We start from the raw sequence: 24,579 nt of genomic DNA, 5'->3' as shown, positions 1-24,579 counted from the left end.
GACCTCATGAAGAACAAAGAAATGTCACGAATGCTGAAGTGGGTTGCCATGGTCGTTATTGCGGTAGGTGTTCTCTGCTGCGTCATGAACCTCACGCAGTTTAATGATCGAAATCTAGGCTTGATGGTGGGCATTGGTTTTCTAATTGGAGGGTTTCAAATTATGCTGTTCGGTGTAATTGCTCCTCTTATGCAGAAAAATCAAGAGGTCACCCCAGCGGCCGCAACTACGGAATAACTCAATTCATCTACATTAAATAAGGACCATCCCTACAGAATGTGAATTTCTGTGGAGATGGTCTTTTTGTGTTATCTGAATCGCCTCCGACATAAACGTCTTCCCGCCATCCTCAAGGATGGCGTTAGCTGTTTATGCTTGGGGGTAGTGGTGTAATAAAAGTCACAGTTAGTCGAAGTGGTGAACAAAGTATTGCGAATTTTCAACGTTTGTTTGACGCCTTTGTTAACTGTAAGGAACTAGCCTCTTTTTTCTGATAATGTGATAAATAGCACAAAGGCAACGTGAAGATGGAGGAGATGGAAATGATGAAAGGGCTACGGCGCCTAACGGCCGTCCTATCATTAATTGTGATGACGATTCTAATGACTGGCTGCACGGACGAGCTGATCGTACTGAATCCTAAAGGGATCATCGCTAAGCAACAAATGGACTTGATGATTATTTCTACCGTACTTTGTTTGATTATCATCGTGCCGGTTTTAATTCTTACCTTCTATATAGTATGGAAATACCGACACAAACCTAATAACAAGACGAAGTATGATCCTGAATGGTCACATAACTCGAAGCTGGAAACCATCTGGTGGGGGATTCCGATCGTCATTATTGCGATATTGGCTGTCATTACAGTTCAATACTCTCATAAGCTCGAGCCCTCCAAGCCTCTTGAACATGAGGCGGAGCCGCTAGTCATTCAAGTCACCTCGCTCGACTGGAAATGGTTATTCCAATATCCAGAGCAAGGAATTGCAACGGTGAACTACCTTCAATTCCCAGAAGATGTGCCAGTCCGATTCGAATTGACCTCGGATGCTCCGATGAATTCATTCTGGATTCCGCAGCTGGGTGGTCAAATTTATACGATGTCCGGAATGTCGATGAAGCTGCACCTTATTGCAGATGAGCCTGGTTCCTATGTAGGTATGGGCGCTAACTTTAGTGGACGTGAATTTGGGAAAATGCACTTTGAGGCGAAGGCGACCTCTCAAGAGGAGTTCGACACCTGGGTACAAGGCATTAAAGGCTCTTCCCCTGCGCTTACGATGGAAGGCTATGAGCAATTGGCTATACCGGGTGTGTCGGAGGTTGAAACCTTTTCTTCAATTCCCGAGGGGCTGTACGACAAGATTGTGACGAAGTACGGTGCGCATAATCATGGTTCGAGTGATGAAGAAATGACAGATCACGAGAACATGACAGATCACGAGAACATGACTGATCACGAGAAAATGAATGATTCTGACGTGCCTATGAAAGAGGAAGAGCCTTCCATGAATCATGAAGGACATATGAACAATGAATAAAGGGAAAGGATGGTGCCGGCATGTGGGACAAAATTAAGGATTTCTCATCCGAGTTTTTCGTTACGGGTGATCCGCTCATCTATGGAGCCGATGTTTCCATCGTGCTTACTCTAGTTGCGGTTGTTACTGCACTTACTTATTTCAAAAAATGGACGTGGCTATGGAAGGATTGGCTGACGACCGTCGATCATAAGAAAATCGGGATTATGTACGTTATCGCATCTCTCTTAATGCTCTTCAGAGGCGGAGTGGATGCTCTACTCATGCGTACGCAGCTTGCGGTTCCAGAATTAGATTTCTTAACTCCGGAACACTATAATCAGATCTTCACGACCCATGGTGTCATCATGATCTTGTTCATGGCGATGCCGCTAATGTTCGGGTTGTTCAATCTAGTCGTTCCACTGCATATCGGAGCAAGGGATGTTGCGTTTCCGTTCCTTAACTCACTAAGCTTCTGGCTATTCTTCTCTGGAGCGATGTTGTTTAACATGTCGTTCGTTATTGGAGGTTCACCGGATGCGGGTTGGCTGGCGTATCCGCCATTGTCGGAGCTTTCCCATAGTCCTGGTGTAGGACAGGACTTCTACATTTGGGGCATTCAGATTTCCGGGATCGGGAGTTTGATGACGGGGATCAACTTTATTGTTACGATTCTTAAAATGCGTGCGCCGGGTATGAAGCTGATGAAGATGCCAATGTTTGTTTGGTCCGTTCTTTCCAGCTGTCTAACCATCATCCTGGCGTTCCCGATTTTGACGATTACTCTAGCCTTACTCTTCTTAGATCGCTACTTGGGGGCACATTTCTTTACCCTAGATGGTGGCGGTAATCCGATGATGTATATTAACTTGATCTGGATGTGGGGACATCCTGAGGTTTACATCGTTGTCCTCCCTGCCTTTGGGATTTTCTCTGAAATCGCGGCAACCTTCTCGAAGAAGAGGCTGTTTGGCTATAAATCGATGGTATTCGCCTTAATGAGCATTAGTTTAATGTCATTCTTTACTTGGGCGCATCACTTCTTCACGATGGGATCGGGGGCGAACGTCAACGCGTTCTTTGCGCTTACGACCATGATCATAGCCATACCGACCGGGGTCAAGGTGTTTAACTGGCTGTTCACCATGTTCCGCGGACGGCTTTCCTTCCCAACCCCGATGATGTGGATGATTGCTTTCATTCCTTGCTTCGTTGTAGGTGGGATGACAGGGGTGCTGCTTTCGGTCGCTCCTGCAGACTTCCAGTTCCACAATAGCTATTTTCTAATCGCTCACTTCCATCAAGTGTTAATCGGTGGTGTTGCATTCGGATTCTTCGCTGGACTGTATTACTGGTGGCCTAAGGTATTCGGCTTCAAGCTGAACGAGAAGCTTGGTAAATGGGCTTTCTGGACGTGGAACATTGGTTTCTATGTATGCTTTATGCCGCAATATGTCCTTGGTTTAATGGGAATGACCCGCCGTGTCAGCACTTACGGTTGGGATAGAGGCTTTTATGAGCTTAACCTTACTTCTACAATTGGTGGTTTCCTCATGGGAATCGGGTTCCTGTTCCAAGTGTGGCAAATCCTGCACAGCATTAAGTTCATGAAGAAAGATACAACGGGCGACCCGTGGGATGGACGGACGTTAGAGTGGTCTATACCATCTCCAGCTCCAGTGTATAACTTTGCAATATTGCCGCGTGTAGATGAGGCGGATGCTTGGTGGGAAGAGAAGCAACGTATTGCTCAAGGGCATGCCCCAAAACCGAAGCCTAAGCTCGAACCGATCCATATGCCTAAAAATTCAGGAATTCCTATTGTGATGTCCGGATTCTTCTTCCTGGTAGGGTTCGGATTCGTATTTGATTGGTTATGGCTAGCGATACCTGGGCTTATCGGTGTGGCTGCAAGTATGCTCGTTCACTCGTTCCGCTACAAAACAGACTATTATATTTCGGTTGAAGAAATTAGACGCACGGAAGCTGCTGCAGGGAGGACTGTCTAATGGCGAATTCAGGAAACCATATTATTGCCAAGCCACAGCATCATGATGAGCATGCTCATGAAGAGCATCATGACCAAGAAGAACTGCGGTTTATGGGCTTCTGGTTCTTCTTGATAACGGACTGTATTATGTTCGCGACGCTATTCGCCACTTATGTGGTGCTTAGTGGAAGCTTTGCGGGTGGTCCAACAGGGGCTGAGTTGTTTGAAATGCCTGGGGTTATCGCTGAAACATTCATCCTCCTAACGAGTAGCTTCACAAGTGGGTTGGCTGTTCTGGCGATGAACAAAGGGGATCGCAAAGGGCTTATTGGTTGGTTGATTGTTACCGTGTTGCTGGGTGCGACGTTCCTTACATTGGAAATATCGGAATTTGTGACCCTGGTACATGAAGGTGCGACAATTTCTACAAGTGCATTCTGGTCTAGCTTTTACACACTTGTTGGGACACATGGTCTTCACGTATCAATTGGTCTAGTATGGATGATCGCGATTATGATACAACTAGGTCGACATGGCATTAATTCCGTCACTCGTCGCAAGGTGAAGGTTGTTAGCTTGTACTGGCATTTCCTAGATGTGGTATGGATCTTTGTCTTTACAATCGTTTATATGTTGGAGGTGATATAAGATGGCGCAACATCAGGCTCACGACTCGCACGGTGCCCATGATGCTCATGAAGCACATGGATCGCTCAAGTCTTATGTCATTGGATTCATTTTGTCGCTTGTACTGACAGCAATACCACTCATTATAGTCCTGAACGATATGCTGGAAGGTACAGCAGCTACAGTTGTATTGCTCGGATTTGCAATCCTTCAATTTGTAGTGCAGCTGGTTTACTTTATGCATCTGAAGGAAGAGGGTAAGCCGCGGTATAATCTCATGGTGCTTATTCTTGGGCTGATCATTGTTCTGACGATCGTCGCAGGCTCCATCTGGATTATGACGTTTAATAAAGTGGCGTAAATGAAGTGAGGTTATTTGTATAAGGGAAGAGGAGAAGGTCGCCCGATGGGGCTAGACCTTCTCCTCTTTTTTTGTTCGCTGATTAATTGTTAGTGTGGTGGGTGTGTGTGGGTAAGTGATTAGGACAGCAGCGTGTGTTTGCTTGCTTTCCAAGGGTTAAGGTGGACCATAACCTCGATAACATCTGGATCGTAGTCCATGATTAGCTTCTTGAGATGCTTGCTTATATCGTGACCTTGCTGAATATTGTAATCATAAGGAACGCCTACACGAATATCTACGATGATGTAATGGCCGTGCTCGCGTGCTCTGACTCGATCTACTCGCTTTACGTCTTCCTCCGACCGAAGCAAATCTTCGTAGTACGCCAGCTTTTCTACAGAGACATTACGTTCCATTAAGATATCGACAGAGTCTCGACCCATTTCATAGGCGAGCTTAAGCACGAGTAAGGAGACGATGATACCAGCAACCGGATCACCATAGGCGGCCCACTCCCAGTTCAAGCGTCCTCCTAGCAATCCGAGTCCGATCCCTACGACTGCTGCGATAGATGCATACACATCGGCTAAGTGATCATAGGCGGTAGCTAGAACGCTTTTGCTATTGGTTGCCCTGCCGACTCTAATTGTATAAATATAGAGCGCTTGTTTCCATAGAAGAGATATCGCTGCCGCTCCGAGAGCTAACCAGCTTTCTTCCCCAGGGGGGTGGAACAAGGCGATGATGGATTGAATCCCAATCCAGAAGGCAGCAAGCACGAGAACAACGGCGACGAATGCAGAGGCGATGACTTCAGCCTTGCCATGACCGTAGGGATGATCGTCATCGGCCGGCTTTTTCGATACCATCGAGGAAGTCAGCGCTGCTATAGTTGCGATGATATCGCCGGCGTTATGAACTCCGTCTGCGAGTAGCACGGGACTAGCAAGTAGAAGTCCGGCTGTTACCTTTAAAATCGTTAAAATGATGTTGCTTATTAAGCTGATCCAAATTGCCAATAATCCAGAATGATGCCTATCCGCCACAATGATTACCCCTTCAAAGAAAGTTTACCCCGCGCAAAAAATAAAACAGGCTTTCAACCTTGGGGTTGAAAGCCTGTTTTTGAACCTATATCAATTGCTGCTTGATGATATCTCATGGGTGACAACCACCCTCTCCATTATTCCCGTTCCAATTAGCTATACTATTGTAACATACCCATACGACACAGGCTAATGATTATTGTGATCTATATATAACGTTTACATCACTATTGATGTAATATATATGTTAAATTAACAAATGAATTGGCATTTTAATGTAACAATAGTTGACACAATGTTGCTATGAGCATATGATTACAATAAAACCCAGTAATGAGAAGGAGCTGTGCCGACATGGAAATGATGAATGATGTATCGGTTGCTACGCCTTCCTCTCGTTTCTTCAATGAAATGTATAACGGGGCACAGGTTCGAGCGCACTATGGCAAAGTGAATCAAATTCTTTCGCGTATGTCGATAGCGGATCGCGCATCCAGGCAAGCTCAGATGAACGGTCGACTACTCGAGGAAGGAATAACTTTCACGCTATCGGGCGGTGATCAATCGGAATCATTGGAGCGGACAATTCCTTTTGACTTGATTCCCAGGATTATACCGGCCGAGGAATGGGAGATGATTGAACGAGGGACTAAACAGCGGGTGCGGGCATTAAATGCGTTCTTGGCGGACATCTACAATGAGCAGTGTATTCTCAAGGATGGGTTGGTTCCTCGCCGTATGGTCATGGGGAATCGATATTTTCGCACAGAGATGATGAAGCTACCCGTGCCAGGTGGAACCTATGTTACGGCATCCGGTATCGATCTCATCAGAGACGAGAAGGGCGACTACTTTGTCCTCGAGGATAATTTGCGGTCTCCATCAGGTTTCTCTTATGTGTTCAAAAGCCGATCGATTATGACGCATGATTTTCCAGAGCTTTATTTCTCTCATCCTGTTCGAGGCATTGAACAAGCGTTACACGAATTCCGATCCTCTTTGCGGAACCTAGCTCCTTCGGATAAAGCGGAGCCGGTTATTGCGCTCCTCACCCCTGGTAGCTACAATTCGGCATACTTCGAACATACTTTTCTAGCTCAGCAGATGGGTATGGAGCTTGTTGAAGGAAGGGATCTTGTTTGCCGTGATAATAAAATCTACATCCGAAAGTTATCGGGATTGAAGAAGGTAGATGTACTCTATCGTAGAATCGACGATGATTATCTGGATCCCCTGGCATTCCGTCCTGATTCGATGCTGGGTGTAGCGGGGTTGATGAATGCTTACCGGTTCGGCAACATTACGATTGCTAATGCACCGGGTACAGGTGTGGCCGATGATAAGGCCATCTATACGTTCGTTCCAGAGATGATTCGGTATTATCTGAATGAAAGGCCGATTCTAAACAATGTTCCGACTTATTTGATGAGTAGACCGGATGAACGGGAGCATGTGCTTGGGCGGCTTGAAGAGATGGTCGTCAAGGAAACCTCGTTATCTGGCGGATATGGAATGCTTGTAGGTCCGGCCTCTACGGAGTGGGAAAGAGAGAGGTTTGCGGTGAAAATACGGGAGAATCCGGACAATTACATTGCTCAACCAACCATTAAGCTATCTACTTCACCCGTTAATCTGGATGGGCGAATGGCCCATCGGCATATCGATTTAAGAGTATTTGCACTTGCTGATGGACGTAATGTTCATGTGCTTCCAGGAGGTTTAACGAGAGTGGCAATGAAGGAAGGGTCGTTGGTGGTGAATTCATCGCAAGGCGGCGGGGTCAAGGATACCTGGGTATTGTCGAATTGAAAAAACGAGTCATGTATTTGGATTCCAATTCATAAGGAGTGAGCCCTATGTTGGATCGGATAGCGGAATCGTTGTTCTGGATTGGGCGGTATACAGAGCGAGCGGAAAATCATGCCCGGCTTCTAGATGTGTATTACCATCTGCGTGAGGAAGGCAACGGGGAAGCGGAAACCGTCTGGAAGCGAATTGCCGAAGCGATTGGAGATTGCGAAATGTATGAGGAGAAGTATGGGGTGTATCGTGAGCATGATGTCCTATACTTCCTCACCTTGGACTTGACGCAGTCCAATTCGATCTTATCCTGTGTAGCTCAAGCCCGGGATAATCTGAAGAAGATTCGCGAGCAGCTTCCTTCCGAGCTTTGGAACCTATTGAATGGTTTTTATTTATGGCTTAAAACAGTTCAATTAGAGGAGATCACGCAGCAATCCCCCCATCGCTTCTTCCAACGTGTTAAGGAAGGGCTTGCGGCTTTCCAAGGGACTGCAGTTTCTATTGCTCTTAGGGATGAATCCTGGCACATGCTGGAGAGTGGGCGTTACTTGGAGCGCTCTGAGAATGTCGTTAGACTCTTGCAGTCGGTCAGTAATATTGCCCCGGATAAACGAAAAGCTTCGTATGCGTATACGATGGCGGTTTTGAAGTCGGTTGGCGGGTATGAGGCGTTTCGCCGATTGGATCTTCAGGAAATCAACTTAGAAGAGGTGTCGCGGTTTATCGTGCTGCAGGAGTCGTTCCCGAGGTCGGTCCACTTTGCGCTGGCTGCCTTCGAGCAGCATCTTAAGGCGCTGCGTGGACAATCTGATAAGTCGAACTCTGGGCTCGAACGAATGATTCGATTAGCCGGAAAGGCTCGGTCGGAGCTTGGTTGGCTGGATCGCAAGGATATCAGAATGGAAACCTTAAATATCGTCCTCTACCAGCTTTTGGGTACGAACCGGCAGCTCGGAGATGCGGTTGCTAAGACTTTTTTTTCCCCTGGACAGGAGGTTATTGCATGAAGCTCGATATATGTCACGTCACAAGATACCGTTACGATTCATCAGTGACGGACAGTGTCAATGAAATCAGGCTAACGCCTCGTACAGACGAACGTCAGGCTTGTTATCAGCATCGACTTGTTATCGAGCCGAATGTTCAACTGCTGTCCTACGAGGATTATTTCGGCAATCGAGTGCATTCCTTTACAGCTAACGACCCTCATCGGGAGCTTGTGATTACTTCTTACTCGACGGTCGTGACAAGAGATAGGGATGTAATATGGAAAGCGGCATGGGGACCAGAGGAATCATGGAGTCGGCTCCGAAGCGAGGATTTCATTGATGGGAACGCGGAATATTTACTTCCCACTGCGTACGCATCGTTCCATCCGAGCGTAGGAGTGTACGCTGCTGGTATAAGTGGGGAAGACGAGGGCGTGTTCGGATTTGTCCGCAATGCAGCGAGCGCGATCTATGGAGACTTCGAGTACAAGCCGCTTTCCACTGGGGTCCATACAACAGCGGAAGAGTTGATTGGGATCGGGACTGGAGTTTGCCAAGATTTCGCCCATTTGCTGCTGGCGGTTTGTAGACTTCGCGGGGTACCCGCGCGTTACGTGAGTGGATATCACTACGTGGGTGATCTCCAGGGGCGAGATGCGGATTTCGAGCAAGCCTCGCATGCGTGGGTGGAAGTATATATCCCGGGTGTGGGTTGGCAGGGGATTGACCCGACGAATAACAATTTAATCGATTGGCGTTACGTGAAGCTGGGTCATGGTCGCGATTATACGGATATCGTTCCTGTTAAAGGAATTTACAGAGGGGCGTCCGGGCAGACGCTACAGGTATCGGTGGATGTTCGGTTGGGAGAGAGCGCGTAGGTTTAAAAGAGGGCAAGGGGCGTAGAAGTGCGCAAATAAAAGCAGGTAGCTCCATTCCGGCAGCTACCTGCTTTTATTTGCTTATTCTTTTCTTCCTAAAGATTATCCCAATTGCTTTGGAAATATTTCATCGGAACAGCAAAGTCTAACGTTGTGTTTGAGACACCGAATGTTGTTATCCCAATAACCTCACCGTATTCGTTGAGAAGGACTCCTCCGCTTGAGCCGGGCTCGGTATCGGCTGTGTGTTGGATATACGTGATCCCATCAATCGTGCGGATGGAGGAAACGATTCCATCTGACACCGTATTTTCTAAACCATTAGGACTACCGATCGCATATACCTTGTCTCCAACTTCGGGTAATTCGGTCGTATATTCGAGAGAATGAGCAGGAGAGCTCCCTGTTGCATTCCCAGATGAATCGAATGAACTTGAAATCGCTGCGGAGAAAATATCTTTATTGGCATCCTTGAAGAAATACCAGTCGGACAAATCGTAGGTTTTATTATCTACGGACACCGTGATTTTAGAGGCATCCTCTGTGACGTGATAGTTAGTTACGAAAATATCGTCCTTTAAGACGAATCCAGAGCCTTGTCCTAGAGGCTTGTTGGATTCATCGTAGACGAGCACGAATCCTACTGCATTTTGCAGCTTAGCGATTTCTTTAGGGGTTAAGGGCTCTCTAAATAGCTTGCCATCAATGACCCATTCGGATGATAGCTCGTCATCTGTGATCTTGCTCTGCCAAAATTTCATCAATGTAAGCTTAGGAATAGAGACCGAACCTTTCCAAGCGTAGGATGGGGTTGTGTAATAATTTACTGTGAGTAATGTGGCGTCTAGATCACTTAGTGAAGTGAACGCGTCCATGATGTCATCCCAGTCCTCATCCTCATTTCCTTTGGTTTGGTAGAAGTCGGTCGAGGCTTCTATTCCTCCGTCCTTAGAGGTTAATGTAATGGAGTGCAACTGTTTGACTGTTGTATTCATTTTGTTTGTTGTGAGATCAAGGGTTTGTTTATTACTGTCCATATTATACTTAATGCCAGCTTTTTTAAGAGCATTTAAGGGGACGTAGGTTTGGTTATTGAGGCTAATCGCGGGAACGCTGTTTTTGTGAACAGTTCCATCTACTTGTACCCTTACAATTGGGTTGCCTTTATAGGAGCCCCATAAGGACGCGGCACTCACGATACCTGCATATACAAACGATAACGCGAGGAATGAAATGAATACTTTCCTTTTCAAAAACAATCATCTCCTATATATTGGTTTTTCTTTTATGTATATCTTCAATCTATCGGGATATCAAAGTGATTTCAATAGGTTTATTTGCAAGTAGGTAAAAATGAATTGGTTTTCGGTTAAAGTAAAAATGTTCGTAAATATAGGGTATATTATGGTTTGAGATAGGAGTTTTGAGTAATTTTTGCGTATAATACGAATGATTAAGGCGATTCGCCCTTGACTTGTACGTTTTTATCGGTTAATCTCCGTATTGAAGAACCTTTTAATTTCATCTGTCATCCATTCGTATATCCTCGGCAATATGGGTTGGGGGTCTCTACCAGGAACCTTAAATTCCTGACTACGAGGATGTGGGATATCCATTAGGATACCTGCATCCATCTGTAGTCGGGAATTTTTTTGTGCTGTCTTGATTAGAATATGGGAGCAAACCAGGAGGAGACTTACGGATGAGTAAGTATGACGTTATTGTGGTTGGTGCAGGACCAGCTGGAATTTTCACTTGCTATGAATTGACGAGGACTTCCCCGCACCTTAAGGTGCTTTTAGTTGACAAAGGGCATGAAATCAAGCGTCGTCACTGTCCGATATTGGAAAATAAAATTGAGCTCTGTCCACCACCCGCTGGGAAAAAAGAATTTGCCGGCTGTCTACCAGCTTGTTCAATTACGGCAGGATTTGGCGGTGCGGGTGCTTATAGCGATGGTAAATTTAATATTACGACGGAGTTCGGCGGTTGGCTGACAGATTACTTATCTCCTTCTCAAGTATTAGGATTAATTCGCTATGTTGACGAAATTAATTTGGAGCACGGAGCCACTTTGAATTTGACAGATCCAACAACCGATTTTGTTAGAGATATCGAGCACCGTGGCTACGCTGCGGGGCTGAAGCTGCTGCGCGCACAGGTTAGGCATCTGGGGACAGAGCAGAACTTGGAAATTCTGAAGTCGATCTATACTTTCCTGGAAAGCCGGATAGACATGCGGTTTAAGACTGAGGTTGCTGATCTATTGACCGTGAAGGAAAATGGCGCTCATCGCGTTCTTGGAATTACCCTCAAAGACGGCGAGGAAATTATGGCTGATACCGTTGTTATTTCACCGGGACGCGATGGTTCGGGTTGGTTGACTGAGGTGCTCAAGAAACGTAGATTGGTTATGGTTAACAACCAGGTCGACGTAGGGGTAAGGGTAGAAACCTCTGATGTTGTCATGAGAGAAATAAATCAGCATCTGTACGAAGGCAAGTTCGTGTTCAATACTTCTGTAGGTACCCGAGTGAGGACTTTCTGTAGTAATCCATCCGGGCACGTCGTTGTCGAGAATCATAGTGGGGTTATGGCGGCGAATGGTCATGCCTTCAAGGATCCGGCACTTGGTTCTATGAATACAAACTTCGCGCTACTTGTTTCACACAAGTTCACGGATCCATTCGATAAGCCAAACGAGTATGCGCGTGAGATTTGTAAGCGGGCGAACGATCTCTCGAACGGGGGCATCATTGTTCAGAAGTATGGGGATATTCTGAGAGGTCGCCGTTCAACGGATGGGCGTATCAAGGAAGGATTTATTGAACCAACCCATCATGAGGCCGTGCCAGGGGATCTTGGTTTAGTGCTTCCTTATAACACAATGAAAAGCTTAATCGAGATGGTCGAGGCACTCGACAAGGTTACGCCAGGTATTGCCTCGGAACATACCTTATTCTATGGTGTAGAGGCTAAGTTCTACTCTGCTCGTCCTAAGCTCAGTAACACCTTGGAAACGGAGATATCTGGCTTGTACTGCGGCGGAGACGGAGCGGGAGTAACGCGTGGTTTGGCGCAAGCGGGTGCGGCTGGTGTGTGGATTGCTCGTGCGGTTGCGGAACGGAAAGCAAAGTAAGTGGAGCATACGTGGTTGATGGTGCGGTTGTATTCCTGTCCGTGAAACGGGGTGCGCCAAGGTAGAATGCGTCGAAATAGCGGAACGAGGTTCCGCTATTTCGACTGTTCAGTTGTCAATGTGGCTATAGATGCTCGAAGCGTGTCCTGCTGTTTAATCCCTTACAGTGTCTTCCTCCTAAGTTTACAAAGACAACAGTGTTAGGCCAGAAAGCAGCACCGATGCAATAAACATCGCTATGAATGGACGCAGGGCGCGGCTACGGAAGCGCGCAGCTTGGCTACACTTAGGATACCGAGGCACATTGGGATTAGTAAGGCTACTCTGCATAACTTAGCAAGCAATCCATCAGCCAAAGCATCTGGTCCAGCTGATGCGGCAGCCATCGCGACATGTGCGATTTCATGTAAGGTAAGTCCCGACCAAATTCCATAAGTCGCCACGTCAATCGGCAACCAAGGTTGTATGAGTGTATAAGCTGCAGCGAATATCGTTCCGATGAGAGCGATCAGTCCGGCGCTGATGGCTGTATCTTCATCTTTGGATTTGAGCAAAGGGGATACAGCGGCTATGGCCGCTGCGCCACATATCGCCGTACCAATCGCAAGCAGAAAGGTCAGCTTGCGATCTGCACGGAGCCATCGACCGATAACCATTACGATCACAAGTGAGAAGAGGACTGTTCCAGCGCTTCGTGCTAGTAACGGGAGTCCTTGCTGCAGTAGGTCGCCAATATTCAGCTTGAGCCCGAATAACACGATGGCAAGCCTGAGCAAAGTTCCCGAAGAGAAACGAATACCGCTGCCGAGGGATAAGGGGTAGCCGAACAAATGGCGATAAGCGGCTGCGAGCAGTAAGGTGCAAGCAAGAGGACCAAGTCGGTCCAGTCCAGGGAGTTGAGACAAGCCCCAGCCTGTCAGCGCGAGTGCCAAGGTAAACAAAATTCCGTAGATTCGAGCGGGAATAAGCGAAAAAGTGGTAAAGTTAAAGGGGGTGATATTAGCACGCATGATGACTGATCCCTCCGATGCTTTGTTTGTTATCCTCAGCATACTTCGGTTACGATAATAAGAAAAATTAATTATAATTATATTCATGATAATCAATAGCTAATGAATGGGGGCTGCTAGGCAATGGATCAATCCCTTATTGTTTTCTTAGAGGTTGCCGATACTCGTAATTTCTCTCGTGCAGCGGAACGGCTACATATGACACAGCCTGCAGTTAGCCAGCATATTCGGTCTTTGGAGGAGCGGCTTAAGGTTAGGCTGCTGGAGCGTAATAATAAATCTGTAACCTTAACGAAAGCTGGGGATATCGTCCTCCATCATGCCAAAGAAATTAGTGGCTTATATCGTAGAATGGAGGAAATGGTCAACGATTTGATGCATTATACCGGAGGTCCGCTGTCAATTGGGGCAAGTTATACCTTTGGCGAATATGTGCTTCCATTGGTGCTGGCGAGATTAAACTTGGATTTTGCGGATATACACCCAACGGTCAAGATTGGTAATACTTCAGATATAGCGGAGCAGGTCCGTAATCGTGAATTGGATGTGGGGATTGTTGAAGGAGAGGAGATTGGTACCGGTCTTTCCATGGAGAAGCTAGCGGAGGATGAGATGTACATTGCGGCAGGAGCGCAGCATCCACTAGCTAAGGTAACGCAGATTCCCTTGGAGCTCCTAGAGGGTCAAACATGGATTGTGCGGGAACAAGGCTCAGGGACGAGAGCTGCTGCTGATAAAATGTTCGCGGCGTTAAGCGTGCATCCGGCACGACTTATGGAAATGGGCAGCACACAGTCGATCAAAGAAACAGTGGAAGCCGGGCTCGGTGTGACCTTGCAATCGCGCTGGGCGCTTCGCAAGGAACTCGGGCTCGGCTCCTTAAAGTTGCTTCCTATAGAAGGGCTTCCTGTTAAACGAAGCTTCAATATCTTGTTACGCAAAGGCGATCTACGTACTCGAACCATCGAGGTTTTTCTGCAAACTCTGCGGACAGTAACGGAAGCGATGCTAGCAACGACTCCTACTGATGGTTGACAAGACTCTAAGCCTCTAAGCCCTCAGCTTTGAGCTTAGCCCTCTTGAGAGATTTTCTTGAATGCCTCTAGAAATTGAGCGGATGGATAAGCGCCGGACAAAGCATATTTGTTATTAATGAGGAAGAAGGGGACCCCGGATATGCCGAATGATTTCGCAGAAGCCATATCCTGCTCAACGGCTTCGAGACCTTCTCCAGCTTCCAGCAGACGTTGGGCTTCTTCGGGCTCGAGTCCTAATTCAGCGGCAACTTCCATGAGTACTTCCATCTTTGCAATATCTCTTCCATCCTCGAAATATGCTTTCATGACCGCTTCGACCCAATATGCCTCATCTTCAGCAGGTAGCAGAGCAGTAATGCGATGAGCGAGCACCGTGTTCGGCATACGTTCTACCTTGTCGAAATTGAAGGTAACACCAATGTCGGCGCCTGCACTGGTAACTCTATCGAGCATGGGCCGTAGACGCTCGACACCGCCCATTTTCTTCTCCATAACCTTGTTGAAGGGTAAGCCTTCGGGTGGCAATGTAGGATCAAGTTGATAGGCGTGGTAACTCACTTCAACCGTTTGACCGGTTTGATCATGCCAGGAGTCAATTGCGTCGTTCATATTCTTTTTGCCGATTCGGCACCAAGGACATACCATATCTGAATAAACATCGATTTTCATCGCCGTCACCTCTCTTTAAGTAGATTCTGTACTCATAGTATGGCAGACTACAAAGCGCCATTCAATGTGCGATGAGGGCCCTGGCGTGATAGAATGTGAAAATAGAAAAAATCGGTCAGATGAGGAGGAAACAAGAAGTGAAGCTGCATATGGATTCGACTGTTGAGCTGTTAAATGGTGTGGAAATGCCGCGACTAGGTCTTGGGGTATGGCGCGCGAAAGACGGTGAAGAAACGGAAAATGCAGTGTTGGCTGCATTGAAGGCAGGTTATCGCAGTATAGATACAGCGTCTATGTATGACAATGAGCAAAGTGTCGGTCGGGCTATTCGAACTTCAGGTGTTCCACGTGATCAGATTTTCCTCACGACAAAGGTGTGGAATAATGAGCAAGGCTATGAGAGTACCTTACAAGCGTTTCAGAACAGCCTTAACCGGTTAGAAATGGAATATGTGGATTTGTACCTCGTTCACTGGCCGGTTGTGGGTAAATATAATGAAACCTATCGGGCTTTAGAGGAGCTGCATGATCAAGGGCTCGTACGTGCGATCGGCGTTAGCAACTTCAATATTCACCATCTGGAGGATTTGATGGGAAGCTGCAGGGTTAAGCCGATGGTGAATCAAGTGGAATTCCATCCGCTGCACACTCAGAAGAGGCTTTTTGCCTTTTGTCGTAAGGAAGGTATTCAGCTTGAATCGTGGAGACCGCTGATGCAAGGGCGATTGGATCTGCCCCTTATTGCGGAATTGGCTGTTAAATACAACAAAACACCTGCGCAGATTGTTCTGAGATGGCATCTTCAGCTTGGCGTGGTGACGATTCCTAAGTCGGTGAACGAAGAGCGTATTCGTGAGAACGCAGATGTATTTGACTTTGAGCTGGAGCCGGAGGATATGAACCGAATGGATGGATTGAATCAGAATCAACGTTTTGGATCGGATCCAGATCATGTTGATTTCTAAGCATAATGTAGCGCTGTTCATGAAATAATACGTGATGCAGGTGCGCCCTTGACAGTATTAACTGTAACTGATATTATTACAGTAGTAACCAAGGAGGCTTGTGATATGAACAGTGAATTCATCATAGCTGTCCACAGCCTAGTTCTCCTAGCGCATCGACCCGATGGAATGGCTTCAAGTGAAGAAATTGCATCCAACGTGTGCACGAATCCGGTTCGGGTTCGTAAGGTTATGAGCTGCTTACGCAAAAATGGTTTCGTGGATACGCGTGAAGGCTCGGGCGGCGGTTATCGGCTTTCTCAGGAACCGAATGAGGTAACGTTAGCTGATATATATCGCGCTTTGACTGCAGGCTCACTGGCTCCTAGCTGGTGCAGCGGTAATCCGGAATCAGATTGCTTGGTAGGCTCCAACATGGGGGAAGTTATGGACGCCGTATTTTGCGGAGCGGATCAGCAGCTCGAATTGTATTTCGAGTCGATTACGATTGGACAGATGTTGTCCCGTTTGACGGCAAAAGCTAAGGCTTAGCGCACCATGAAGATTATTTTGGGGTGGAGCGGGTCACGAGAAGTGCCCGATCATCATAGGTTTCATACATTATTCACTTAGAATAGGAGAGATGTCTTATGGCAGTTGTAGTTACAAAAGACAATTTCACTGAGAACGTAGCGCAAGGAGTATCCTTGCTTGATTTCTGGGCTCCATGGTGCGGACCTTGCAAAATGCAGCTTCCAATCGTGGAAGAGCTTTCTGAAGAATTGAAAGGAACTGCAACGATTGCGAAAGTTAACGTTGACGAAGAGCCTGAGCTTGCTAGTCAATTCGGCGTTATGAGCATCCCGACGTTGATCCTGTTCAAAGACGGACAACCCGTGGATAAGCTTGTAGGTCTGCAATCCAAAGATTCCTTGAAAGCAAAAATCCAAAGCCACATGTAATTGAGATGTGTGAAGTGACGCCGTGAGTCCTCTCTTGAGAGGATTTGCGGTGTTTCTTCTTTGGCTTTGAACTATTGCAATCTCCTTATACACATGTTATTATCATTTTGACCAGTTGACCAGATTTGGAATATAGTCAGTCAGTCATTTTGGAAGGAGGGAATAACGTCAGTGCAAATTGACCGGAGGAAGCTAATTGTTGATGCGGCATACCAGAGCTTTGCTTTGTTCGGATATAAAGCGACGACGATGGATCAGGTGGCGAAGCTTGCTAATGTGGGGAAAGGTACGATTTATACCTTCTTCTCTAATAAGGAAGAGCTATTCGACGATATTATGAATCAATTGATTAAAGAAATGAAGGTTGTCGCGGATGCAGAATACGATGCCCAGAGAAACTTTTTCGATAATTTGAATCGCATTTTGTACAAAATCCTCGATTTTCGAGATAAGCATCAGCTTGCTGTGAAGATGGTTCATGAAGTGAGGGATATGGGAACGCCTAAAGCTCTAGAAGGACTTAATAAACTGGAAGCTGCGATCCTGTCATTTATTCAAGTTAAGATTCAGACGGCTATCGATAAGAAAGAGCTGAAGCCTTGCGATCCGGAGATTACAGCATTTGTGTTGTTGAAAATGTATCTAGCTCTCGCATCGGAGTGGCAGCATTCGCACACTGCCTTAGATAAAGGACGGATTACAGAGCTGTTCCAACTGTACTTAATGAATGGGTTGGCTATGGATTAGTGATTGAACTTGGATTCATATCGAATATGGCTTCGAATAAAGGACAACACGCCCTAATAGGGCTGATCTTTTTTTGCATTAAAGTGACCAAATGAACGAAATAGTCATAATGTATAGGGGTGTTTGTTAATGAAAGGGATTAAGCAATTTGCGAGAGAGATTTTAGGGATTGGGAAAAACAAGAAGGTGCTCATTCCGGTGGTAGCGGTATTAACAGTGCCGGTATTGTATTGTGCAATGTTCCTAGGTGCTTTCTGGGATCCATACGATAAGCTAGTGGACTTACCGGTTGCTGTGGTGAACTCAGATGAAGGTACTGTCTTTGAAGGTGAGACTATGCACATCGGACAGGATTTTGTCGAGAAGCTGAAGGGAAGCAATGATTTCAATTACAGCTTAGTGAACAAGACAGAAGCAGAAGAAGGATTGAAAGATAACAAGTACTACATGGCGATTGAAATTCCAGCAGATTTCTCGGCCCTAACAACAACCTTAACTTCTGAGACACCTACTCCGGCTCAAATTGTGTTTATGCCAAATGAGAGCTATAACTTCTTGGCCGCTCAAATCGGGAATACTGCGATTGAGAAAATGAGAACAGAGCTAAGCAAAGAAGTGACTAAGGCGTATACGCATACGGTATTCGATCAAGTTAAAACTTTGGCGGATGGACTAAGCCAAGCTAGCGATGGCGCTAGCGAAATCGCATCAGGAACGGACAGTGCCAAGAATGGTGCGGCGCTGCTCGAAGAAAATCTCAATAAGCTTGCCTCGGGGTCGTTGACGATGCAAGGTGGAATTGTAAAGCTTGTTGAGGGTAGTGCAAAGCTGGAGACGGGTACTTCCGAGCTAGTGAAAGGAAGCGGATCGCTTAGTGGTGGATTGTCGCAGCTCACAGAGGCGAATAGCCAGCTTGGACAAGGCGCTGATCAAGCGAAGCTCGGAGCAAGTCAGCTGGCAGCGGGGCTTTCCCAGTCCGTAGAAGGAACAGCTAAGCTTGAGACGGGTGCGAAGGGTGTAGCAAGTGGACTTGAGCAATATGTTAAAGCCCATCCTGAGCTTGCTGAGGATGCCGATTTGCAACAATTGATAGCCACAAGTAAGCAGGTTGCTGGAGGGATTAGCGCTGCTAAGCAAGGGCAGGATCAACTGGTTGCAGGAGCGACTAAGTTAAGTGGTGGTACAGCACAGTTGGCAAGTGGCCTTGAACAATTCGGGGCTAAGCTTGATGCAGCTAAATCAGGAAGTGATAAGCTTGCGACCGGTGCTGAGCAGCTTCACACTGGAGCAATTGGACTGAAGCAAGGCTTGGGTAGTTTATCGACTGGCTTTAGCACCATCGTTGACGGTTCAAGTCAGTTAGATCAAGGTGCTCAACAAATTACTGCAGGTTTATTGAAGTTGACCGACGGTACTGGAGAATTATCGAGCAAGCTGAATGAAGCTGCGGGTAAGACTTCCAGCCTTAACGGTAGCGACACCTTTATTGATATGTTCGCTAGCCCTGTTGATCTTGATGTGGTCAAGACGACAGAGGTGCCGAATTACGGTACTGGATTTGCACCTTACTTTATTTCCCTAGGTCTGTTTGTCGGAGCATTACTTCTGACGATTGTATACACAGTTAGAGAGCCGGCAATTAAACCTACAAGCGGCTGGAGCTGGTTTGTCGGTAAGTTCCTTACAATGGTATTCATAGGTACGATACAGGCAGTGATTGCAGATCTCGTACTGCTGTACGGTCTGGGATTAGAGGTTCAAAGCCTACCCTTGTTCTTCTTATTCTCGATTATCACCAGTATCACGTTCATGGCGCTCATTCAGTTCTTTGTAACTGTGTTACAAAATCCGGGCCGCTTTGTCGTCATTGTAATCTTAATCTTCCAATTAACCAGCTCTGCGGGTACATTCCCGTTAGAATTAATTCCTAACTGGTTGCAGCAAGCTAGCGCATGGTTCCCAATGACATACTCGGTAGCTGGGCTTAAGGCAGTCGTATCAAGCGGAGAGTATTCCTTCATGTGGGAAAATGTATGGATATTGCTTGGTTTCGCAGCCGTATTCGCGGCAATGACTCTTCTATTCTTTGTGATCACTTATCGCAAAGAATATGCAGGGGCTAGTAAGAATGATAACACGATAGCTGTATAATTGTGGCACCAAAAAAGGTTGAGCCACGGGATGTTCTCCCGTAGTTCAACCTTTTTAATTTGTAGGATTAGATTGTCCATTGGCCATGAACGATATCGACCAGCTTCCAGTCATCGGCAGAAGGAATAAACACCAGCACTAGGCTTTGCCAATCCATTCCGTCTAGCTCTTTATCGAATCCAGGGAAGTAGAATTCAACATAAGAGGCGCCTGGATACACTTTCGTGATATTGGATTCGGAGTTACCTTTGGCGAGAATTTTGTTAACGCTGACGTTGGGAGCATCTGCGAAATCGTTATTGTATACGAATTTCTCGTAATAATCTCGGAATGAGAGATCAAGCGCTTCGCCACTTCCATCAGCAATTCCCCATTGCAGCTTGTTCGTGTCCTTGAAGCTAGGTAGCGCATCTGCTTTGAATACGAGATCCGTATCGGTATTGATATGAGGGTACGGTGAAAATCTTAAACCTTGCTCCGGATCGATCAACGGAATCAAAGCACTCAAGTCTCTCTCCTGCAAATACTCAACAACGTCAAGAGCGATAACCTTCAATTGAGCATCTTGGTCATTTGACGATTCCGATGGTTGAGTTTCAAAAGGAGATTGGGTTGATGGGGGTTCACTACTCGAATTGGCTGTAGGTTTAATCCCGAAGGATGAATCCGCGGACGGAATAGCTTTCGGAACATCGGTTGCTCCGTTTTTATTAGAATTGGATCCGCAGCCAGCGAGTAGGAGTGCGAGAAGAGCCGTAGTTAAAAACGGGTACATTCTTCGCATGATCATTCCTCCTTGCGGTTAAGTACATAGTTAGACGCAAAAGGTGGCAAGATGTTCCGGTGGAAATATCAGGGATTCAACTTAATTCGCGCTAGTGAATTTTGTGTTGGAGGGGTTTGATTCATTAGGTCGTAATGAATTGGATATTCTTGTGCTATAATTTGGCTACGAATTCAGACGATTCGAAGGGGGAAATTGCGTGGGCGGTCGTAAACCGGGCTTCGGTAAGCAACTCGCGGAATTGCATAAATGGAATGGATGGATCGTTCTTGTTCTTGCGATTACCGGTCTTCTATTAACATGGGATGCTGTGCGAGGATGGTTTGACGGTCATTTCCGCAACCCCGTTAAACAGTTGCATATCCTGATTGGAATTTTATCCGGAGTATTGATTGCACTCTATATCCCTTTGATGAGACGGCATTTGAAACAAATTAGGCAACGGCCGAAGCAGAAGGGAAATCTAAGCTTCGTTATGGTATTGCTAGTAGGGTGGCTACTTTCCGGCATCGTGCTATGGCAAATTCGCAAATTTCCGCCACAATGGGCGAATGGAGCTTTGGTCGTTCATGATCTATTAACCTGGATAGGGATTCCTTATATTATTTATCATTCTGTGACTCGGATGAAATGGATGAATAAGCCTGAACGCCGAGCTATTCAAATTTCGGAGAACATTGAGAATCGAGAGCTTGGAAATCCAGATGTAGCTGCTCATGTCGGCGTTCCTGTCGAGGGGCCGACACCCTGGATCAATCGCCGACAGTTTTTAAGAGGGTCGCTTGGCGTTGGTTTGGCTATTGCGGTCGCCCCAACTTTTATTCGTTGGCTGACGACGACGGGTGGTGGAGGTATGACACCCCTTCAAGGAGGGATGTCGGATGTTTCTAATGAGACGAATCTGATGCTGCCGAATCCAACCCCAATGCCAGATTCCGCAAATGTAGTAGGGGGTGGAGCTAAAGGATATTTTCGAGTATATTCGGTAACTCCATTACCAACCTTCGACTCTCGAACGTGGAGCTTCTCGATAAAGGGATTGGTGGATAAGCCCTCAACTTGGAATTGGGAGCAGTTTCTTGCGCTTGCCCGTACTGTACAGGTGAGTGATTTTCATTGCGTGACAGGTTGGTCGGTCTATAAGAACACATGGGAAGGCATACCGTTATCTGCCTTGCTGATCCAAGCAGGAATAAAGTCGAATGCGAGGTTTGTTAAATTCTATTCCGGAGATGGGGTTTACACGGACACGCTTACTCTGGAGCAAGCAAACATGGATGATGTCTTAGTTGCTCTGCTGCACGATGGGAAGCCGATTCATCGTGATTACGGTGGGCCGGTGCGGTTAATTGTTCCGAAGATGTATGCCTACAAATCTGTGAAATGGTTGGATGGGATCGAGCTCATCGATGAAGAGCACATTGGATATTGGGAGAAAAGAGGGTACGATACCGATGCTTGGGTGAAAGTGTGAGGGGTTCTTGCTCCGATTAATGGGTATGTTAATGGGGAGGAACGGTTTATTGAGATTGCAGCTCGGATTTGCAAGTCGACCGCCCTTAAGGTTGGACGAATGCAAATCCGGGCTATATTCGCATCTACACTGCAAGTCGAGGGGACGGGGTATTAATCCGTTTCCTTCTTAATGGATGGAACGGGAGCGACGGACTTGGTTCTCTCCAGCGTATCGTTTACGTACGCCATGTCTTGGTTCTTCGCTTTCATATTCGTTGTTCCCTTGTAGTTGCCTTTGTGCGATTTGTTTTCCATGGGATCACCCTCCTCCCTTCGACGTCATTGTGCGCAATCCCCCGAAACGTTATCCGTAAGGAGGCTGAATGGAATTTGAAATACACTAAAATAATGGTTCTTCTTTTCGTGCTTTGCTTCGCTATAGGGTGTTCCAAAAATGCTCCCGTGGCTTCTCCGTCTGCGACAGAAAGTGCCAATCCTGCGTTGGAATGGTTAGCTAAAGCTCAAACCGCTGCTCAGAAAATGGAAAAGTATGCATTTGAGCTTCAGTTGAATCAGAAGCTCAGTGGGACAGAAGAAGCGGATCGTTCTGATGTGGAAATAAATATGCAAGGTCGCGTAGAACGGAATCCGCTGAAGCTAGACCAAACAATCAAAAGCACGATTGATGGAGAAGCTTCCACGCTAAGGGCTATCGTTGTTCCGGATGCCTATTATATGTATCTGCCCGAATATGAGGAATGGAGCAAGCTCTCCAAGGAGGTTGCAGCCGACAATGTCGCGACGCTCTCTGACTTTCAGGTGAATCCGGAGCAAGCGTTGCTGGAAATACAGGGGCTCGGTAAAACTTTGACTGCTGAGCAGGATGGGCAAGTCATTACGGTTCGTTACGACGGAATCGGACCGGAGGCTGCAAACTATCTTGGGGGGTTATTGGAAAGTACATTAGGATTATCTAGTGAACAGTCGAGCATATTGGACAGTCTCGAAGTTCAGAAGCTTAAAGTGCTAGTAACTCTAGATGCGGAGCATTATTGGCCGCTGTCCTACCGTGTGGAATCTGATCTAACACTTGAGCTGGATCCTGGAAAGAAGACCGCGATTATTGAGACGCTGGCTGGCACCTACAGCAAGCATAATATCTCATCTGCGATTACGGTACCCAAAGAAGCATTAAATGCTCTAGATCCAAGCGAGATTGATGAGCAGCTTAAATTGGAATAAGTGGACGTTAACTGCTTCATCCGTTATAATGGCGTGAGAATTGAACAGCTTGATGATCGGCTCCAAATACATTGGAGTGAGCGATCTCAAGGAGTCAGGAGTGTTAGATGAATGGCATTATCGTGCGGAATTGTTGGGCTCCCTAATGTAGGTAAGTCGACCTTATTTAATGCAATAACCCAAGCTGGAGCAGAGATGGCTAATTATCCTTTCTGTACCATTGATCCGAATGTAGGCGTTGTTGAAGTGCCGGATGTGCGCTTGCAGAAGCTTGCTGATATCGTAAATCCCAATCGGATCGTACCTACTGCATTTGAGTTTGTGGACATCGCTGGTCTTGTTAAAGGCGCTAGCCGCGGAGAGGGACTTGGCAATAAGTTCCTGGCAAATATTCGCGAAGTGGATGCGATCGTTCATGTTGTTCGTTGCTTCCAAGATGAGAACATCACGCATGTATCGGGTAAGATTGATCCGATTAATGACATCGAGGTTATTAATCTTGAACTGATTCTTACGGATATCGATTCGATCGAGAAACGGATGGATCGCACGCGTAAAGGGCTAAAAGGCGGCGATAAGAAGGTTGCCGAAGAGTTGGAAGTTCTTGAGCGTGTTCATGCAGCCTTAACAGCCGAGAAGTCCGCTAGAAGCGTTGAGCTATCTAAAGAAGAGAAGCTGCTTATTCGTGATCTTCATTTGTTAACGATGAAGCCTGTGCTTTATGCGGCTAACGTTAGTGAGGGTGAAGCGGCTAACGCCGACGGCAATCCTTATGTTCAGAAGGTTCGCGAGTTCGCGGCAGCTGAAGGCTCTGAAGTCGTTCACATTAGCGCTAAGGTTGAATCGGAAATCGCTGAGCTTGAAGGCGATGACAAAGAGTTATTTTTCGAAGAGCTTGGTTTGACTGAGTCTGGACTCGATCGTCTTATTCGTGCCTCGTATACGCTGCTTGGCCTTTATACTTATTTTACGGCTGGTGTACAAGAGGTTCGAGCATGGACAATTCGTCAAGGAACGAAAGCTCCGCAGGCTGCAGCAGTTATTCACACGGATTTCGAACGGGGATTCATTCGTGCTGAGGTCGTTTCCTATGAGGGCTTGATCACTAGCGGTTCCATGAAAGCAGCGAAGGAAAAAGGGCTTACTCGTCTAGAAGGCAAAGAGTATGTGGTTGCTGATGGCGATGTTATGCATTTCCTGTTCAACGTATAATTGAGATTAGATGCAGCAGCCC

The 24,579-nt window shown here is 46.6% G+C and carries 24 protein-coding genes and 1 riboswitch; of the genes, 18 read left to right on the top strand and 6 right to left on the bottom strand.

Annotation, left to right across the window (positions count from 1 at the left end):
• The first annotated feature begins 6 nt into the window (after nucleotides 1-6).
• The 5 genes from M1K58_RS12720 (at nucleotide 7) to cyoD (ending at nucleotide 4,504) form a co-directional block, all read left to right on the top strand.
• Nucleotides 7-237 (top strand): hypothetical protein, encoded by a 231-nt coding sequence (locus M1K58_RS12720; protein WP_256759231.1) that lies wholly within the window; start codon nucleotides 7-9, stop codon nucleotides 235-237.
• A gap of 305 nt (nucleotides 238-542) precedes the next feature.
• Entirely contained in the window at nucleotides 543-1,544 is a 1,002-nt protein-coding gene (gene cyoA, locus M1K58_RS12715) for a ubiquinol oxidase subunit II (RefSeq protein ID WP_372339154.1), read from the top strand.
• A 20-nt stretch (nucleotides 1,545-1,564) separates the two neighbouring features.
• Entirely contained in the window at nucleotides 1,565-3,535 is a 1,971-nt protein-coding gene (locus M1K58_RS12710) for a cbb3-type cytochrome c oxidase subunit I (RefSeq protein ID WP_256759229.1), read from the top strand.
• A complete protein-coding gene (gene cyoC, locus M1K58_RS12705; protein ID WP_256759228.1) occupies nucleotides 3,535-4,164 on the top strand; it encodes a cytochrome o ubiquinol oxidase subunit III in 630 nt (209 codons plus the stop codon). Before M1K58_RS12710 ends, cyoC begins: the two co-directional genes overlap by 1 nt.
• Nucleotide 4,165: 1 nt before the next feature.
• Complete coding sequence (gene cyoD, locus M1K58_RS12700; RefSeq protein ID WP_256759227.1) at nucleotides 4,166-4,504, top strand: cytochrome o ubiquinol oxidase subunit IV; 339 nt, start codon at nucleotides 4,166-4,168, stop codon at nucleotides 4,502-4,504.
• Nucleotides 4,505-4,623: 119 nt separating this feature from the next.
• On the opposite strand, the gene M1K58_RS12695 is transcribed toward cyoD, so the two are convergent.
• Nucleotides 4,624-5,532, bottom strand: coding sequence for a cation diffusion facilitator family transporter (locus M1K58_RS12695; protein ID WP_256759226.1), 909 nt, complete (start codon nucleotides 5,530-5,532; stop codon nucleotides 4,624-4,626).
• A gap of 354 nt (nucleotides 5,533-5,886) precedes the next feature.
• Between M1K58_RS12695 and M1K58_RS12690 the strand changes: the two genes are divergently transcribed.
• From M1K58_RS12690 to M1K58_RS12680, 3 genes are read left to right on the top strand one after another with little or no spacing between them, the layout of a single operon-like run.
• Nucleotides 5,887-7,341: a circularly permuted type 2 ATP-grasp protein gene (locus tag M1K58_RS12690; protein WP_256759225.1), complete on the top strand. Its 1,455-nt coding sequence runs from the start codon at nucleotides 5,887-5,889 to the stop codon at nucleotides 7,339-7,341.
• Nucleotides 7,342-7,388: 47 nt separating this feature from the next.
• Nucleotides 7,389-8,342, top strand: coding sequence for an alpha-E domain-containing protein (locus tag M1K58_RS12685; protein ID WP_256759224.1), 954 nt, complete (start codon nucleotides 7,389-7,391; stop codon nucleotides 8,340-8,342).
• Nucleotides 8,339-9,205 (top strand): transglutaminase family protein, encoded by an 867-nt coding sequence (locus tag M1K58_RS12680; protein ID WP_256759223.1) that lies wholly within the window; start codon nucleotides 8,339-8,341, stop codon nucleotides 9,203-9,205. The genes M1K58_RS12685 and M1K58_RS12680 overlap by 4 nt, the downstream gene beginning before the upstream one ends.
• A 95-nt stretch (nucleotides 9,206-9,300) precedes the next feature.
• Here M1K58_RS12680 and M1K58_RS12675 read toward each other — a convergent pair whose 3' ends face one another.
• Nucleotides 9,301-10,458 carry a S1C family serine protease gene (locus tag M1K58_RS12675; protein WP_256759222.1) on the bottom strand — a complete coding sequence of 386 codons (1,158 nt, stop codon included), beginning with the start codon at nucleotides 10,456-10,458 and terminating at the stop codon, nucleotides 9,301-9,303.
• 263 nt (nucleotides 10,459-10,721) lie between these two features.
• Nucleotides 10,722-10,821, top strand: a riboswitch (purine riboswitch).
• An 86-nt stretch (nucleotides 10,822-10,907) separates the two neighbouring features.
• Here M1K58_RS12675 and M1K58_RS12670 point away from each other — a divergent pair.
• On the top strand, nucleotides 10,908-12,344 hold the full coding sequence (locus M1K58_RS12670) for an NAD(P)/FAD-dependent oxidoreductase (RefSeq protein WP_256759221.1): 1,437 nt from the start codon (nucleotides 10,908-10,910) through the stop codon (nucleotides 12,342-12,344).
• A gap of 236 nt (nucleotides 12,345-12,580) precedes the next feature.
• On the opposite strand, the gene M1K58_RS12665 is transcribed toward M1K58_RS12670, so the two are convergent.
• Nucleotides 12,581-13,354 (bottom strand): YeiH family protein, encoded by a 774-nt coding sequence (locus M1K58_RS12665; RefSeq protein ID WP_256759220.1) that lies wholly within the window; start codon nucleotides 13,352-13,354, stop codon nucleotides 12,581-12,583.
• 123 nt (nucleotides 13,355-13,477) lie between these two features.
• Here M1K58_RS12665 and M1K58_RS12660 point away from each other — a divergent pair, with 123 nt between their 5' ends.
• Nucleotides 13,478-14,389 carry a LysR family transcriptional regulator gene (locus M1K58_RS12660; protein WP_256759219.1) on the top strand — a complete coding sequence of 304 codons (912 nt, stop codon included), beginning with the start codon at nucleotides 13,478-13,480 and terminating at the stop codon, nucleotides 14,387-14,389.
• A 35-nt stretch (nucleotides 14,390-14,424) separates the two neighbouring features.
• On the opposite strand, the gene M1K58_RS12655 is transcribed toward M1K58_RS12660, so the two are convergent.
• Nucleotides 14,425-15,060 carry a DsbA family oxidoreductase gene (locus M1K58_RS12655; protein WP_256759218.1) on the bottom strand — a complete coding sequence of 212 codons (636 nt, stop codon included), beginning with the start codon at nucleotides 15,058-15,060 and terminating at the stop codon, nucleotides 14,425-14,427.
• Nucleotides 15,061-15,209: 149 nt separating this feature from the next.
• Between M1K58_RS12655 and M1K58_RS12650 the strand changes: the two genes are divergently transcribed.
• From M1K58_RS12650 to M1K58_RS12630, 5 genes are all read left to right on the top strand, one after another.
• Nucleotides 15,210-16,025 (top strand): aldo/keto reductase, encoded by an 816-nt coding sequence (locus M1K58_RS12650; protein WP_256759662.1) that lies wholly within the window; start codon nucleotides 15,210-15,212, stop codon nucleotides 16,023-16,025.
• Between the two features lie 105 nt (nucleotides 16,026-16,130).
• Entirely contained in the window at nucleotides 16,131-16,556 is a 426-nt protein-coding gene (locus tag M1K58_RS12645) for an RrF2 family transcriptional regulator (RefSeq protein ID WP_256759217.1), read from the top strand.
• 98 nt (nucleotides 16,557-16,654) lie between these two features.
• Nucleotides 16,655-16,966 (top strand): thioredoxin, encoded by a 312-nt coding sequence (trxA, locus tag M1K58_RS12640; protein WP_256759216.1) that lies wholly within the window; start codon nucleotides 16,655-16,657, stop codon nucleotides 16,964-16,966.
• 171 nt (nucleotides 16,967-17,137) lie between these two features.
• On the top strand, nucleotides 17,138-17,713 hold the full coding sequence (locus M1K58_RS12635) for a TetR/AcrR family transcriptional regulator (RefSeq protein ID WP_256759215.1): 576 nt from the start codon (nucleotides 17,138-17,140) through the stop codon (nucleotides 17,711-17,713).
• A gap of 129 nt (nucleotides 17,714-17,842) precedes the next feature.
• Nucleotides 17,843-19,864: a YhgE/Pip domain-containing protein gene (locus tag M1K58_RS12630; protein WP_256759214.1), complete on the top strand. Its 2,022-nt coding sequence runs from the start codon at nucleotides 17,843-17,845 to the stop codon at nucleotides 19,862-19,864.
• A gap of 67 nt (nucleotides 19,865-19,931) precedes the next feature.
• Here the strand turns inward: M1K58_RS12630 and M1K58_RS12625 are convergent, their stop codons facing one another.
• Entirely contained in the window at nucleotides 19,932-20,648 is a 717-nt protein-coding gene (locus M1K58_RS12625; protein ID WP_256759213.1) for a hypothetical protein, read from the bottom strand.
• Between the two features lie 199 nt (nucleotides 20,649-20,847).
• Here M1K58_RS12625 and M1K58_RS12620 point away from each other — a divergent pair, with 199 nt between their 5' ends.
• Nucleotides 20,848-22,122 carry a molybdopterin-dependent oxidoreductase gene (locus tag M1K58_RS12620; protein ID WP_256759212.1) on the top strand — a complete coding sequence of 425 codons (1,275 nt, stop codon included), beginning with the start codon at nucleotides 20,848-20,850 and terminating at the stop codon, nucleotides 22,120-22,122.
• A gap of 152 nt (nucleotides 22,123-22,274) precedes the next feature.
• Here M1K58_RS12620 and M1K58_RS12615 read toward each other — a convergent pair whose 3' ends face one another.
• Nucleotides 22,275-22,418 (bottom strand): hypothetical protein, encoded by a 144-nt coding sequence (locus M1K58_RS12615; protein ID WP_256759211.1) that lies wholly within the window; start codon nucleotides 22,416-22,418, stop codon nucleotides 22,275-22,277.
• Between the two features lie 75 nt (nucleotides 22,419-22,493).
• On the opposite strand from M1K58_RS12615, the gene M1K58_RS12610 reads away from it, so the two are divergent.
• Complete coding sequence (locus M1K58_RS12610) at nucleotides 22,494-23,345, top strand: DUF6612 family protein (RefSeq protein WP_256759210.1); 852 nt, start codon at nucleotides 22,494-22,496, stop codon at nucleotides 23,343-23,345.
• Nucleotides 23,346-23,456: 111 nt separating this feature from the next.
• On the top strand, nucleotides 23,457-24,557 hold the full coding sequence (ychF, locus tag M1K58_RS12605) for a redox-regulated ATPase YchF (protein ID WP_256759209.1): 1,101 nt from the start codon (nucleotides 23,457-23,459) through the stop codon (nucleotides 24,555-24,557).
• The last annotated feature ends 22 nt before the right edge of the window (nucleotides 24,558-24,579 follow it).

This window comes from Cohnella sp. WQ 127256, assembly GCF_024519285.1.
In the GTDB taxonomy this organism is placed as follows: Bacteria; Bacillota; Bacilli; order Paenibacillales; family Paenibacillaceae; genus Cohnella.
Note: the sequence above shows the minus strand (reverse complement) of the source record. Positions and strands in the feature narration are given on the sequence as shown.

Bases quoted from the DNA above. Each gene is read 5' to 3' on its own strand.
- M1K58_RS12685 (WP_256759224.1), top strand. From the start codon at position 7,389: ATGTTGGATCGGATAGCGGAATCGTTGTTCTGGATTGGGCGGTATACA.
- M1K58_RS12625 (WP_256759213.1), bottom strand. From the start codon at position 20,648: ATGCGAAGAATGTACCCGTTTTTAACTACGGCTCTTCTCGCACTCCTA.
- M1K58_RS12665 (WP_256759220.1), bottom strand. From the start codon at position 13,354: ATGCGTGCTAATATCACCCCCTTTAACTTTACCACTTTTTCGCTTATT.
- M1K58_RS12630 (WP_256759214.1), top strand. From the start codon at position 17,843: ATGAAAGGGATTAAGCAATTTGCGAGAGAGATTTTAGGGATTGGGAAA.
- M1K58_RS12720 (WP_256759231.1), top strand. From the start codon at position 7: ATGAAGAACAAAGAAATGTCACGAATGCTGAAGTGGGTTGCCATGGTC.
- trxA (WP_256759216.1), top strand. From the start codon at position 16,655: ATGGCAGTTGTAGTTACAAAAGACAATTTCACTGAGAACGTAGCGCAA.
- M1K58_RS12655 (WP_256759218.1), bottom strand. From the start codon at position 15,060: ATGAAAATCGATGTTTATTCAGATATGGTATGTCCTTGGTGCCGAATC.
- M1K58_RS12615 (WP_256759211.1), bottom strand. From the start codon at position 22,418: ATGGAAAACAAATCGCACAAAGGCAACTACAAGGGAACAACGAATATG.
- cyoD (WP_256759227.1), top strand. From the start codon at position 4,166: ATGGCGCAACATCAGGCTCACGACTCGCACGGTGCCCATGATGCTCAT.
- M1K58_RS12670 (WP_256759221.1), top strand. From the start codon at position 10,908: ATGAGTAAGTATGACGTTATTGTGGTTGGTGCAGGACCAGCTGGAATT.
- M1K58_RS12690 (WP_256759225.1), top strand. From the start codon at position 5,887: ATGGAAATGATGAATGATGTATCGGTTGCTACGCCTTCCTCTCGTTTC.
- M1K58_RS12680 (WP_256759223.1), top strand. From the start codon at position 8,339: ATGAAGCTCGATATATGTCACGTCACAAGATACCGTTACGATTCATCA.
- M1K58_RS12660 (WP_256759219.1), top strand. From the start codon at position 13,478: ATGGATCAATCCCTTATTGTTTTCTTAGAGGTTGCCGATACTCGTAAT.
- cyoC (WP_256759228.1), top strand. From the start codon at position 3,535: ATGGCGAATTCAGGAAACCATATTATTGCCAAGCCACAGCATCATGAT.
- M1K58_RS12645 (WP_256759217.1), top strand. From the start codon at position 16,131: ATGAACAGTGAATTCATCATAGCTGTCCACAGCCTAGTTCTCCTAGCG.
- M1K58_RS12710 (WP_256759229.1), top strand. From the start codon at position 1,565: ATGTGGGACAAAATTAAGGATTTCTCATCCGAGTTTTTCGTTACGGGT.
- M1K58_RS12650 (WP_256759662.1), top strand. From the start codon at position 15,210: ATGGATTCGACTGTTGAGCTGTTAAATGGTGTGGAAATGCCGCGACTA.
- ychF (WP_256759209.1), top strand. From the start codon at position 23,457: ATGGCATTATCGTGCGGAATTGTTGGGCTCCCTAATGTAGGTAAGTCG.
- cyoA (WP_372339154.1), top strand. From the start codon at position 543: ATGATGAAAGGGCTACGGCGCCTAACGGCCGTCCTATCATTAATTGTG.